The 13,204-nt window shown below is 65.2% G+C and carries 12 protein-coding genes; 7 read left to right on the forward strand and 5 right to left on the reverse strand.

The genetic code is table 11. The features are described from left to right. Window positions 1-4: 4 nt before the first annotated feature. The 5 genes from ACVCL9_RS04775 to ACVCL9_RS04795 all read right to left on the reverse strand — a co-directional run bounded on the left by ACVCL9_RS04775 (window position 5) and on the right by ACVCL9_RS04795 (window position 3,869). Window positions 5-379, reverse strand: coding sequence for an ArsR/SmtB family transcription factor (locus ACVCL9_RS04775; protein WP_447098930.1), 375 nt, complete (start codon window positions 377-379; stop codon window positions 5-7). Between the two features lie 7 nt (window positions 380-386). Continuing rightward, on the reverse strand, window positions 387-2,069 hold the full coding sequence (locus tag ACVCL9_RS04780) for a TIGR01244 family sulfur transferase (RefSeq protein WP_447098929.1): 1,683 nt from the start codon (window positions 2,067-2,069) through the stop codon (window positions 387-389). Between the two features lie 66 nt (window positions 2,070-2,135). Further along, entirely contained in the window at window positions 2,136-3,005 is an 870-nt protein-coding gene (locus ACVCL9_RS04785; RefSeq protein ID WP_447098928.1) for an MBL fold metallo-hydrolase, read from the reverse strand. Window positions 3,006-3,028: 23 nt separating this feature from the next. Then, entirely contained in the window at window positions 3,029-3,445 is a 417-nt protein-coding gene (locus tag ACVCL9_RS04790) for a DUF6691 family protein (RefSeq protein ID WP_447098927.1), read from the reverse strand. Window position 3,446: 1 nt separating this feature from the next. Further along, on the reverse strand, window positions 3,447-3,869 hold the full coding sequence (locus tag ACVCL9_RS04795; RefSeq protein WP_447098926.1) for a YeeE/YedE family protein: 423 nt from the start codon (window positions 3,867-3,869) through the stop codon (window positions 3,447-3,449). 772 nt (window positions 3,870-4,641) lie between these two features. Here ACVCL9_RS04795 and ACVCL9_RS04800 point away from each other — a divergent pair. From ACVCL9_RS04800 to ACVCL9_RS04830, 7 genes are all read left to right on the forward strand, one after another. After that, window positions 4,642-6,042, forward strand: coding sequence for a cytochrome ubiquinol oxidase subunit I (locus tag ACVCL9_RS04800; RefSeq protein WP_447099454.1), 1,401 nt, complete (start codon window positions 4,642-4,644; stop codon window positions 6,040-6,042). A gap of 2 nt (window positions 6,043-6,044) precedes the next feature. Next, complete coding sequence (gene cydB / locus ACVCL9_RS04805; protein ID WP_447098925.1) at window positions 6,045-7,055, forward strand: cytochrome d ubiquinol oxidase subunit II; 1,011 nt, start codon at window positions 6,045-6,047, stop codon at window positions 7,053-7,055. Window positions 7,056-7,591: 536 nt separating this feature from the next. Further along, on the forward strand, window positions 7,592-8,485 hold the full coding sequence (locus ACVCL9_RS04810) for an MBL fold metallo-hydrolase (RefSeq protein WP_447098924.1): 894 nt from the start codon (window positions 7,592-7,594) through the stop codon (window positions 8,483-8,485). A 142-nt stretch (window positions 8,486-8,627) separates the two neighbouring features. Then, on the forward strand, window positions 8,628-10,229 hold the full coding sequence (locus tag ACVCL9_RS04815) for a cbb3-type cytochrome c oxidase subunit I (RefSeq protein WP_447098923.1): 1,602 nt from the start codon (window positions 8,628-8,630) through the stop codon (window positions 10,227-10,229). A gap of 5 nt (window positions 10,230-10,234) precedes the next feature. Further along, on the forward strand, window positions 10,235-10,855 hold the full coding sequence (locus tag ACVCL9_RS04820; protein WP_447098922.1) for a cbb3-type cytochrome c oxidase subunit II: 621 nt from the start codon (window positions 10,235-10,237) through the stop codon (window positions 10,853-10,855). A gap of 83 nt (window positions 10,856-10,938) precedes the next feature. Beyond that, window positions 10,939-12,099, forward strand: coding sequence for a c-type cytochrome (locus ACVCL9_RS04825; RefSeq protein WP_447120452.1), 1,161 nt, complete (start codon window positions 10,939-10,941; stop codon window positions 12,097-12,099). Between the two features lie 2 nt (window positions 12,100-12,101). After that, window positions 12,102-13,187, forward strand: a complete 1,086-nt coding sequence (locus ACVCL9_RS04830; protein ID WP_447098920.1) for a c-type cytochrome — start codon at window positions 12,102-12,104, stop codon at window positions 13,185-13,187. Window positions 13,188-13,204: the final 17 nt, after the last annotated feature.

Consider the following 13,204-nt stretch of genomic DNA (forward strand, 5'->3'; position numbering starts at 1 on the left):
TGGCTCAATCCTGCGGCATGCAGAAAAGCTCGAACAAAGTTGTCATGAGCGTACGCGCGCGCTCGTCGCTGATGCGGTAGTAGATCGATTGAGCCTCGCGACGTCCGTTGACGATGCGGTCGCGTCGCAGCAGCGCCAGGTGCTGCGAGACGACGCTCTGGGAGAGCTTTAGCACCTGCGCAAGCTCGCCGACCGAACGCTCGCCTTCCACCAGCTGGCAGAGCAGCAGCAGCCGATTGTGGCTGGCTATGCCCTTGAGCAACGCAATCGCCTCCTCGGAGTGGCGGTGCATCGCTTCGGACGAAAGCACTTCCGCGGGACGTGGCAAGGCGCGCTTACGCTGTGAGCCCGGCGCTGCAACGGGACGGCCGGATTTCATGAGTGTCTCATGCGGGTCCGTCCACCATCTCCGGCTTGGCAAGCCACTCGTGGCCGCGCACCACCATGTGGAAGTACACCGGCGGCAGAATGTTGGCTTTCAGCAGCCAGGCCAGTCGGCTGGCCTTGGTGGGATCAAGCGGAAAACTGGGCATCAACTTGCCTCCGTAGCCGAACTCGGCAAGCACCACTCGGCCCTTCTCGACCGTCAGTGGACAGGCACCATAGCCGTCATAGACGGCGTGCCGGTGGCGGCCATGCAGACTGGCGAGCAGGTTTTCGGCCACGACCGGGGCCTGTTTGCGCACGGCCGCCAGAGTCTTGGCGTTGGGTGCGGAGCAGACATCACCAAGGCTGAAAATGTTCGCGTAGCGGGGATGTCTCAGCGTCTGCGGATCCACCGCCAGCCAGCCGGCTTCATCAGCGAGCGGGCTGGAGCGCACGAAGTCCGGCGCAGTCTGCGGTGGCACGACATGCAACATGTCGAAATCCACCGCATGGCGCGTGGTGCCGCCGGCGGTATCCTTGTCTTCGAACCAAGCCTTGCGCGCTGCGCCATCGACCGCAAACAGGTTGGAATTGAAGCAGAGCTGGGCTTGGTATTTGCGCACGTACTCCATCAATGGCGGCACGAATTCCTTGACCCCGAACAGCACGGCGCCGGCACTGCGGAACTGAACCTCGATGGCAGCGGTGCGGCCGTTGCGGAACCAGTGATCACACGAGAGGTACATCGCCTTCTGCGGCGCGCCGGCGCGCTTGATCGGCATCGGCGGCTGGGTGAACAGCGCGCGACCGCTGGCCAACTCGCGAACGAGTTTCCATGTGTAGGGCGCCAGGTCGAATCGATAGTTGGATGTCACGCCGTTTCGCCCGAGCGTCTCGGCCAGACCCTCGATCTGCTCCCAGCGCAGGACCAGACCCGGCGCGACGATCAGATACCGGTAGCCCAGCCGGGCGCCGTCGGCCAGCACCACCGCATTGCGGTCGGGCTCGAACGCGGCAACGGCACCCTTGTGCCATTTCACGCCGGCGGGGATGATCTGGGCGGTCGCCACCTCGGTACGCGCCGTATCGAACAAGCCGGCCCCGACCAGCGTCCAGGCGGGCTGGTAGTAGTGCTTTTCGCTCGGCTCGACGATGGTGATGCTCAAGGAGGGATCGCGCCGGCGCAGGCTGGCGGCAACCGCGCAGCCTGCCGATCCACCGCCGACGATCAAGACATCCACGGTTCGGCCCGGCGACCCTTGCACTGCCTCCGATCCGCCACTCGCTGAGCGTTCCAGACGCGGTTTCAGCGACGTCAGGTCGTACCCGCAGCGGTTGGCCGTGGCCAGGATCTCCGCCGCGCCCTGCCCCTGGCGCGCGGCACCCAGCGCCCACAAGGTGATCGAGCGCGTGCCGGTGCGGCAGAAGGCGAGCAGCGGTCCGCTGGCCTCCTCGAGCACCTCGGCGAACTCGGCCGCCTGCTCATCACGCAGCTGACCTGAAACCACGGGAATGTGCCGGTAGGTCAGGCCTGCCTCCGCAGCGGCCTGGGCGATCATCGCGCTGGTCGGCTGGTCCGGGGCCTCGCCGTCCGGGCGATTGTTGATGATGCCGGTGAAACCCTGACCGGCGAGCGTGCCGACGTCGGCCACTTCGATCTGTGCCGACACGCTCAGGTGTTCCGAAACCTTCTTGGTCGCCATGATTTGCTCCTCGGAAGTGGCCCGCGACAGGCCGCGGGCGGTCAGGTCGCCGCGACGGCCCGGTGATTACAACGCGTCCAGCGGAATCTTCAGATAGCGCACGCCATTGTCCTCCGCCGGCGGCAGGTGGCCGGCGCGCATGTTCACCTGCACCGATGGCAGCATCAGCCGGGGCATCGACAGGGCCGCATCGCGTTCCGAGCGCAGCCGCACGAACTGATCCTCGTCGATCTCCTCGCGCACGTGGATGTTGTGGCGGCGCTGCTTGCCCACGGTCGTCTCGTGCGCGAACTGCTCGCGCCCGGACGCCTTGTAGTCGTGGCACAGGAAGACGCGCGTCGCGTCCGGCAGCGCGAAGATGCGCCGAATCGAGCGGTACAGCGTGCGCGCGTCGCCGCCAGGAAAGTCGCAACGCGCGGTGCCGTAGTCGGGCATGAACAGCGTGTCGCCAACGAAAGCGGCATTGCCGATCACGTGGGTCATGCATGCGGGCGTGTGGCCAGGTGTGTGCAGCGCGACCGCCTCGATGCCGCCCACGCGGTAGCGTTCGCCGTCGGCGAACAGATGGTCGAACTGGCTGCCGTCACCTTGGAAATCGGTGCCCGCGTTGAACAGCTTGCCGAAAGTCTTCTGCACGGCGCGGATGTGCTCGCCGATGCCGAGCTTTCCACCCAGACGCGCCTGCACGTAGGGCGCGGCGGACAGATGATCGGCATGCACGTGGGTATCTATCACCCACTCGGTTTCCAGCCCTTGCGCCTGCACGAAAGCAATCAGCTTGTCAGCCGAACCGTGGCGGGTACGACCGGAGACCGGGTCGAAGTCCAGTACGGCATCGAGGATAGCTGCCTTGCGCGTGGCCGGATCCCACGCGACATAACTGAAGGTGTTGGTCGCCTCGTCGAAGAACGCCTGGACCTCGGGGTGTTGTTGCATGGGACGTTCCTCAAACAAAGACATCAGGACCGAGCCGGCAGCAGCCGCGCCACCAACAGCCAGCCAGCGACCATGCAGGCCACGAACAGCAGCAGTCCCGGCGCACCCGCGGTGAGCGACGCCAGCGCCGGACCGGGACAGTAACCGGCGAGCCCCCAGCCCACACCGAACATGGCCGCGCCGCCAAGCAGGCGACGGTCCAGTGTGCGGGCCGTCGGGAGCTGGAAGGTGGCATCAAGCCATGGTTGCGGCCGGGTCAGCACCAAGCGGTACCCGAGCGCCGTGGTCAGCACGGCGCCGCCCATGACGAAGGCCAGTTGCGGATTCCAGTGGCCGAATACATCCAGAAAGCCGAGCACGATTTCCGGGCGGGTCATCCCGCCCAGCACCAGCCCAATGCCGAACAGCAGGCCAGCAACGAGTGCAACCAATACCTTCATGTCAGAGCCCTCCAAGCAGGTGACGCACCACGGTTACCGTGCCGATGCCGAGCACCATGAAGGTGGCGGTAGCTGCCAGAGAACGCGGCGAAAAGCGGGCGATGCCACAGACGCCATGCCCACTGGTGCAGCCGCTGCCGAGGCGCGTGCCGACGCCGACCAGAATGCCCGCCAGGGCCATCCACGGCCACCCCACCTGCGGCATCCCCACGCCGCTGTCGCCGCGCAGCAGCCCCAGCAACGGCGCCGCCAGCACCAGGCCCAGCACAAACGCGAGCCGCCACGGCCAGTCGCCGATGCGCTGGGTCACCAGCCCGCCGGCAATGCCGCTGATGCCGGCAATGCGGCCCAACGCGCCCATCATCAGCACGGCCGCCAGGCCGATCAGGATGCCGCCGACGGCGGCGAGGAGCCAAGGATGCATACAACCACCTATTCGTATATTCGCATCTACGAATATAAACCGGGCAAGCTTGCGGTGCAAACGCTGCGGACCCCGGCCCGCCGGAGATCCTCCGGGGCTCACTTGCGGCTTTCTAAGGGCCCTGACGCTTCAGCGAGGCCAGCCATTCCACGCCTGCCGAGCATGCCCGTGTGCGGGAATTGCCAGGTGCTGACCGTCAACTCGGCGGCATGGCGCAGGTGTGCCTGCCGGAGGTGGGCACTTGAACGAACCAGCCTGCGTAGGGGGCTCTCAGGGCTGGCGACCCGAAAAGTGCGTCCGCTAGCCCGCAGCCGGCCAGCTCGACCAAGATCAAACCGAAGGCTAGGAACGCCATGTCCGGGCCAGTTGATGAGGGTGCCTGCGCATGTGGTGCACGCCTATGACCTGGTGGTCTGCCAGTCCCTCCACCATTGATGATGCCCCGGCACGCGCGAGCAGCAAACCTGCCGGAGCGCCTCGGTCATCCGGAGTAGAGCATGTACAGAATGAATACCGGCGCACTCGTATGATGGCGCGCCTCAAGGAATACCCCCCAAGTAACCGCGCGATGGTCAATGGTTGGGCCGAGGAACACACATGACAACAGGGCAAAGCCATCGGTCGTACGAAACGACACACCACGCGAGCACATGCCGCGTATAGATCGCTAGCGTTGGTGGATCGCCCGTAGCCGGCCATCGTGCAATAAACGACTGCGGGATCACATGGAAGTGTCCACAATGCGCCACGTCTTTCCCCGGAGTGAAGCATGTTGACCGCCGAGTTCCTCTCGCGCCTGCAGTTCGCGTGGGTAATGTCTTTCCACATCCTGTTCCCCGCCTTCAGCATCGGTACGGCGGCGTGGCTCGCTTTCATCGAAGCCGTGTGGCTGGTCAAGCGCACCGACCTGTGGCGCGACCTGTATTTCTTCTGGCTCAAGATCTTCGCCGTCGCTTTCGGCATGGGCGTGGTCTCGGGCATCGTGATGAGTTTCCAGTTCGGCACCAACTGGGCCGGCTTCTCGATCGTCGCCGGCAACGTGGTAGGGCCGCTCCTCAATTACGAAGTGCTCACCGCGTTCTTCCTGGAGGCGACGTTCCTTGGCGTGATGCTGTTCGGTTGGAAAAAGGTCAGTGACCGCATGCATTTCCTGGCCACCTGCATGGTCGCGCTGGGCACGCTGCTTTCGGCGTTCTGGATCATGTCGGCCAACAGCTGGATGCAGACGCCAGCCGGCTACGAAATCCGCGACGGCGTGTTCTACCCGGCCGACTGGTGGCGGGTGATCTTCAACCCCTCTTTCCTGGTGCGCCTGCCGCACATGGTGCTGGCGGCATTCATCTCGACGGCGATGGTGGTGGGCGGGGCTTCGGCCGTCTATCTGCTGCAGGGGCGTTTCGTCGATCGCGCCGGGAAGACGCTCAAGCTCGCGCTGGCGTTCCTTGCCATCGTGATCCCTCTGCAGATCATGATCGGCGACATGGCCGGGCAGAAGGTGCGCGAATACCAGCCGACCAAGCTGGCCGCGATCGAGGCGCGCTGGGACACCGAAAGCAATGTGCCGCTGACCTTGTTTGCCTGGCCCGACGAGCAGGCGCAGACCAACCACTACGCGCTCGACGTGCCCCACTTGGGCAGCCTGATCCTGACCCACTCGTGGAACGGAGAGGTCAAGGGCCTGAAGGATTTCCCACGGGATGAGCGCCCGCCGGTGGCGATTCCGTTCTTTTCGTTCCGTGTCATGGTAGGGCTCGGCCTGGCCATGTTCGCGCTCGCCCTGATCGGGCTGTGGCGCTGGAAGCGCGGCACGCTGTTGTCCGGCCGGTGGTACCTGAAAGCCTGGGTGGTGATGATCCCGTCCGGCTTCGTTGCACTGCTGACTGGCTGGTGGGTCGCCGAAGTCGGGCGTCAGCCGTGGGTGGTGCAGGGCTTGGTGCGCACCGCGCAAGCGGTGAGCAAAGTGCCAGCCGGCAGCGTGCTCGCCTCTCTCATCACCTTTGTGGTGGTCTATCTCGGCATCTTCGGCGCAGGCCTTTGGTATCTGCTCAAGCTGTTTCGCGACGGTCCGCTACCGGCGCCGCAGCGCGACCAGACGGCCACGCCGGTGCACGGCAGCCACCTTCGTACACCCTCGCGCCCGCTATCGGCGCCCGACGATCCGATGGGAGATTGAGGATGGACTGGGCAACTGTGCTTCCCGTGGTCTGGTACTTCATCATCGGCTTTGCGGTGATGATGTATGTGCTGCTCGACGGCTTCGTACTGGGGCTGGGCATCCTGTTGCCGTTCGCCGATGACGAACACCAGCGCGACCACATGATGAATACCGCCGCGCCGATCTGGGACGGCAACGAGACCTGGCTGGTACTCGGCGGCGCGGGTTTGATGGCGAGCTTTCCCAAGGCCTACGCTGCAGTGCTCTCGGCGCTATACCTGCCGATGCTGGTCATGCTGATCGCGCTGATCTTCCGCGGCGTGGCGTTCGAGTTCCGCTTCAAGGCGCATACCTCGCGCTGGCTGTGGGGCGTGGCTTTCAGCGTCGGCTCGGTGCTCACCGCGTTCGCGCAGGGGCTGATCCTGGGCGCGCTGGTCGAGGGCATGCCGCTCACCGGCGGCAAGTATATCCAGGGCACATTCGGCTGGTTCAGCCCGTTCGCAGTGATGACCGGCGTGGCGGTGGTGTTCGGCTATGCGCTGCTCGGCGCGACCTGGTTGATCCTCAAGACCGAAGGACGGCTGCAGCGCGTCGCGTTCGATCTCACCCGGCCGCTGATGCTGGCGGTGATCGGCTTCATGCTGATCGTGAGCGCATGGTTGCCGTTCCTCGATTCGCACTTGATGGCACGCTGGTTCACCGGGACGCATTTCCTCTACCTTTTGCCGATCCCGATGCTGACTTTGCTCAATGCAGCGTGGCTGTGGCGGGCGGTGCTGCAGGATCGCGAGGTACAGCCGTTCTTGCTCGCTTTGTGCTTCTTCGTGCTGGGCTTCGTCGGCCTGGTGGTGGGCATGTGGCCGAACATTGTGCCGCCGAGCATGACCATCTGGCAGGCCGCCTCGCCGCCGTCGTCGCAGGGTTTCGTGCTGGTCGGCGCGATGGTGCTGATTCCGGCGGTACTCGCTTATACCGTGTATTCGTATCGGGTATTTCGCGGCAAGGTGCAGGCAGACGAGGGCTACCATTGAGGCACCCGCCTTCACCACCAGACTGCGCAAAACGATGCACCACTGTTGCCGTCTCTGAAGTCACGCGCCGTTGCGAAGCAAGAGGCCTGCAGCGCACGGTGAGGTGACAGAACGCTTGCATTGCCAGTATGTACAGCGGACAGAAAATCTCGCCAGCAGCCAACGCCGGCCATTCCTGACACGTGTTCGCACGCTGCAGGGAATGTTTTGAACGATCGAATGTGGATCCAGCGGGCCTCGACCAGGAGACGCATTGGCCAACTCGCTACGGCAAATCTTTCCTCCTTTACCTCAGGCTCACGATCCGCGCGTTTAGATTGTCCATAGCGGTTGATTCCGATACGTCTACCGTAGCGATGAGGTGCGGCGCTGACCCGGCATGACTGCATGTGATGCGTTCCACCCGCTTTGCCATTTGCAAAAACGCAGTAATGGCCACGCAGGAGGCTCCACGGCCCCAAGGGTCGATGCGCCACGTGTGTCGCTTCTCACGTCGCCGCCAACGGCGCCATTCAAGCCGCCATGAGGATGCCAACATGGAACTGATCGAACTGGGAGGTATTGCCGTCGCGACGCTCTGGGACAAGCCCACGGGAAGCTGGCAGTACGTGGTGGTCGACCGTGCCACCAGCAAGGCGGCGATCATCGACCCCGTGCTCGACTTCGATCCGGCCGCAGCGACTACGGCGACCAACAATGCCGACCAGATCCTGCGCTTCGTGAAGGAGCAGCGCCTCCAGGTCGACTGGATCCTGGACACCCATCCGCATGCCGACCATTTCTCCGCAGCCCCCTACCTGGCCGGAAAGCTGCAGGCTCCCACCGCCATCGGCGCGCGCGTGGTCGAGGTGCAGAAGCTGTGGCGCGACATCTACTGCCTGGACGATTTCCCGGTGGACGGATCGCAGTGGGACCGGTTGTTTGCTGATGGTGATGTGTTCAGCGTGGGTGACACGCAGGTGCGGGTGCTGTTCTCACCCGGCCACACGCTGGCGTCGGTCAGCTACGTGACCGAGCGCGCGGCGTTCGTGCACGACACGTTGATGATGCCGGATGCAGGCACCTCGCGTGCCGACTTTCCCGGTGGCGATGCAGACCAGTTGTTCGATTCCATCCAGGCGCTGCTGGCCCTGCCGAGGGACACGGAACTTTTCGTGGGCCATGACTATGCACCGCACGGCCGTGACGCGCAGTGCCATGCGACGGTATCGAAGCATCGCGATGACAATATCCACGTCGGAGGCGACCGCGGCCGCGAGGCGTTTGTGGATCTACGCAGGAAGCGCGATGCCACACTGCCCCTGCCCAAGCTGATGCTCGCGGCGCTGCAAGTGAACATCCGCGGCGGCCGCCTGCCCGCAGCCGCTCCGTGCGGTCGCTCTTTCCTGCGGATCCCCCTAAATTACTTTGCTTCGACATCGTCGGAGTAATGTTTTACCCATGCCGTCCGCAACCTGGCAGCGACCGCGGATTTGCAACCATCGCATGTTTTCAGTAATACATCGATCCATATGGCAACCAGCCGGCTGTCTGTAGGGCCGCCACCGCTAGAGTCGTTTCGGGAAGGTTCCAATGAGCTGGACGATCGGCCTGTTTCTGGTCATCAGTTTCGTGATCTCGCTGATCGCGCTTGCTGCCTTCATCTGGGCGATCAGCAACCGTCAAATGAAAGTCGACCAGGCGCATGCCTACACGGTCTTCGGCAAGGGCGAGGCCGGAGGCATGGACGACCCGACGATCGATACGCCGAACGAGCAAGTGGCGCAGCACGAGCATCGCGATGCCGCGCATGCGGGCGAGGACGCCTCGTCACGCCGTGCCGTCACCCTGCTGCTTGCCAGCGCGGTGATCTGGCTGGTGCTGGGCTCGGTGTTCGGCGTGATTGCCTCACTCAAGATGCACCTGCCCGACTGGCTGGACGGTGCCGGCGCGCTGACCTTCGGCCGCATACGCACGTTGCACTTGAACTCGGTCATCTACGGCTGGCTGTCACTGGGCGGACTGGGCGTGGCGATGTGGATCATCCCGCGCATCTTCCACACACGTCTGCGCTCGCCGCGGCTGCCGATCTACGGCGCGTGGATCTGGAACATCGCGCTGGCGGCCGGACTGGCCGGAATAGCGGCCGGCTTCACCGACGGCGAGGAATGGCTGGAGATCCCCTGGCAGGTCGATATCTTCATCGCGATCGGCGCCGCGCTGTTCGCGGTACCGCTGTTCCGCACCATGCGCGCGCGCAACGTGCGCCACATATACGTGACCGGCTGGTACTTCATCGCCGCGCTGGGCTGGTTTCCGATGCTGTTCGTGATCGCCAACATTCCGGAGATCTACTCCGGTGCGCAGGAGGCCACGGTGAACTGGTGGTTCGCGCACAACGTGCTGGGTTTGTGGCTCACGCCACTCGGGCTGGGCGCGGCGTACTACTTCATCCCCAAGATCATCGGCAAGCCGATCTATTCGTACACGCTGTCGCTGCTGGGCTTCTGGGCGCTGGCGCTGTTCTACAGCCAGATCGGCATCCATCATCTCGTCGGCGGCCCGGTGCCGACGTGGCTGGTGACGCTCTCGATCGTGCAGAGCATGATGATGATCGTGTCGGTCGTCGCGGTGGCGATCAATCACCACGTCACGGTGGCGCGCAACCTGTGGGCGCTGCGCGACTCCACCCCCTTGCGCTTTGTCTGGCTCGGCGCGCTCTCGTACACGATCGTCTCGCTGCAGGGTTCCACCGAAGCGCTGCGCCCGGTGCAGACGGTGGTGCACTTCACCCAGTACACCATCGCGCATGCGCATCTGGGCGTCTACGGGTTCGTCTCGCTGGTGCTGTTCGGCAGCATCTACCACATCATGCCGCGCATGATCGGCGCGCAGTGGCCGTATCCGCGCCTGATCCCGGTGCATTTCTGGCTCACCATCGTCGGCTTCGCCATCTACTTCACGGCGCTCACCATCGGCGGCATCGAACAGGGCTATGCCATGATCGATGCCAGTCGGCCGTTCGCGGACAGCGTCATCCTGCTCAGGCCGTACCTGATCTCGCGCTCGGTCGGCGGCTCGCTGATGACGCTCGGACACCTGGTGTTCGCGCTCAACTTTTTCGTGCTGCTGGCGCGTTCCCGACTGCATGCGCCGGGCCAGACCATGCCGGTCGCCGCGCAGGCCGCGCCATGATCACCATGAACAAGGTCCTGCCGATCGCCCTGCTGTCGCTGGCGTTGCTGGTATTCGCCACCGTGCTGCTGCTCGTCCTGCCCGCGGTGCAGATCCGCAGCAAGCCACCCACGCCCGGCCTGCGCGACTACACCGCCACCGAGTTGCGCGGGCGGGCGGTGTACGTGCGCGAGGGCTGCGTCTACTGCCATAGCCAGCAGCCGCGCTCGCCTGACCAGGCGCCCGACGTCGAACGCGGCTGGGGCCGCGCGTCGGTGGCCTCGGACTACATGTTCGACAAGCCGCACTTGCTGGGCACCATGCGCACCGGGCCGGATCTGCTGAACATCGGCGCGCGCATGCCGAGCGCCGCGTGGCAACTGACCCACCTCTACCAGCCGCGGTCGATCTCCCCGTGGAGCATCATGCCGGCCTATCGTTACCTGTTCAAAGTCAAGTCACGACTCGCGCCTGGCGATGTGGCTGTATGGGTACCCAAAGCCTACCGGCCGCGGGAAGGCACGGTGGTGGCGACGCGCGATGCGCAGGATCTGGTGGCCTACCTGCTGAGCCTCGACCGCACCTATCCCGCGCCCGTCGATGGCGTACGCGACGATGGCTATGCCACCCAGGGAGGTGCCCGGTGAAAGATCGCAAGCAGCGCCCGCGGCGCCTTCCCGAGGATGAACTTTTCGAACCCTACGAGGAGTCCCGGCGCGTTCCGTTGCCGGTGTACTGGATCGCCATCGCGCTGGCGCTCTGGGGCGTGGCGATGCTCTACGACGCCGGCAAGTCGGTGCAGATCGGGCAGACCCAGCGGCTGCAGCGCAACCTCGCCGAAAAGACCGAAAACCGCCCGGCCCACCAGCCCGGCCTCACCTTGTTCCAGGAGCGCTGCGCCACCTGCCACCAGGTCGACGGCGCCGGGCTGAAGGGTGCGGTGCCGCCACTCGACGGCTCGCCTTTCGTCACCGAAGATCCGCGCATGATCGCCAGGATCCTGCTGCACGGCATCCATGGGCCGATTCGCGTTGCCGGCGAGGACTACAACGGGCACATGCCCGATTTCGCCAGTGTGCTCTCCGACACAGAGATCGCCGAGATTGGCACCTACATACGGCAAGCCTGGTCGAACAAGGCCGGACCGTTGAACGTGTCCGATGTCACCGCCGCCCGGCGTCAGGGCGGCCCCTCCGAACCATGGAGCGGGGGCGCGGCGCTGGTGGCGGTGTCGGATCATCCGGCTGCCTACGAAGCGCAGCCAGCCTCGACGCAGGCAGCGGTCACGCTCGCCGGCACCGACACCGCCGGCGCCCTACTGGCCTCGGCCGCGCGCGGCGGGCGCTGGTCGTGCGCGTCCTGCCATGGGGCCACCGGCGGCGGCACGCTCAACATCCCGCGCCTGGCCGGACTCGACTCGGCCTACATCGAGCGCCAGCTGCTCGATTTCCGCAGCGGTCGGCGCCCCAACGAGATCATGGCGATAGTGGCCCGCTCGCTTGCCCCGCAAGACATACCTGTCCTTGCCCGCTACTACGCCCAGCTGTCGCCCGGCTCGACCGCCCGTCCGGATCTCGGCGGCCGGATTTCGCGCGGCCAGCAGCTCGCCCTCGCCGGTGACAGCTCACGCGAGCTCCCTGCATGTTTCTCCTGCCACGGTTCGTCCGGCTTCGGGGTCGGGATCTTCCCCGCGCTCGCGGCCCAGCACCCGGCCTACACCGTGACCCAGCTCAATGCCTTCGCCGACGGCCAGCGCAGCAACGACCCCTCCGCGCTGATGCGCCACATTGCGGTCAAGCTGGATGCGCTCGATCGCAAGGCCGTCTCCGACTATCTCAGTACGCTGCCACCCGTGCCGTCGCGCCAGGTGCAGGCCTCGACAGGAGAATGACCATGGAGCACCCATCCGAACCCACCCGCCGACGCGTCGAAGGCAACGAAAGCCGGGACGATCAACGTGCAGGGCATGGCACCCGGCGTGCGATCTACGCCGTCATCGGCGGGATCGTGCTGTTTGCCGCGGTGGTCGTGTTCGGCAACATCGAGGTACCCGGACTGCATCACAGCCGGCAAGCCCGGGACCGCGGGCCCGAGGCGAGCGGTAGCGCACCGGCGCCGGCCACCGCCGGCAAGAAAACCCCGCCCGCCTTCAATCCGCCGCCCGAAAGCAGCATCCCTTCCGGCCCAGGAGGTGATGCGGTCCGCCGCGGCATGCAGATCTTCGTCAACACGCGCACCCACGCCGGCCAGTACGTCGGTAATGAGCTCTCCTGCAGCAACTGCCACCTCGACGCCGGCCGCCGCGCCGATTCGGCCCCGATGTGGTCGGCCTGGGTCAGCTACCCGATGTACCGCTCCAAGAACAAGCAGATCAACACGATGGAGGATCGCGTCAAGGGTTGCTTCACCTATTCGATGAATGCGCAGGATTCGACCTCGGGTGGTCCGCCCAAGGCGGGCGACCAGGTCTACAAGGACCTGCAGGCGTACATGCACTGGCTGGCGACCGGCGCGCCGACCAACACCAAACTGGCTGGCGGCGGCTATCCCAAGCTGAAGAAGACCGCACAGGGCTATTCGCCCGAGCGCGGACAAACGGTGTTCCAGACCTATTGCGCGACCTGCCACGGCGGCGACGGCCAGGGCCAGCACGACATCAACGGGCGGGTGGTGTTTCCGCCGCTGTGGGGGCCGCACAGCTACAACTGGGGCGCCGGCATGGCCAGCATCAACAATGCCGCCGGCTTCATCAAGGCCAACATGCCACTGGGGCAGCACGACCGCCTGACCGACCAGCAGGCGTGGGACGTCGCCGCCTACATCGACAGCCACGAACGCCCCAAGGATCCACGCCAGACCGGCGCCGTGGCGGAAGCGGCCAAGCAGTACCACAGTGGCGGCAACACGTATTACGGCCAGGTGGTCAATGGCCAGCTGATCGGGGTGGGCACACCGCCCCCGCCCACGCGCAAACCGTAGCGGTGTCACACGGCGAG

This window comes from Rhodanobacter sp. UC4438_H5, assembly GCF_052978405.1.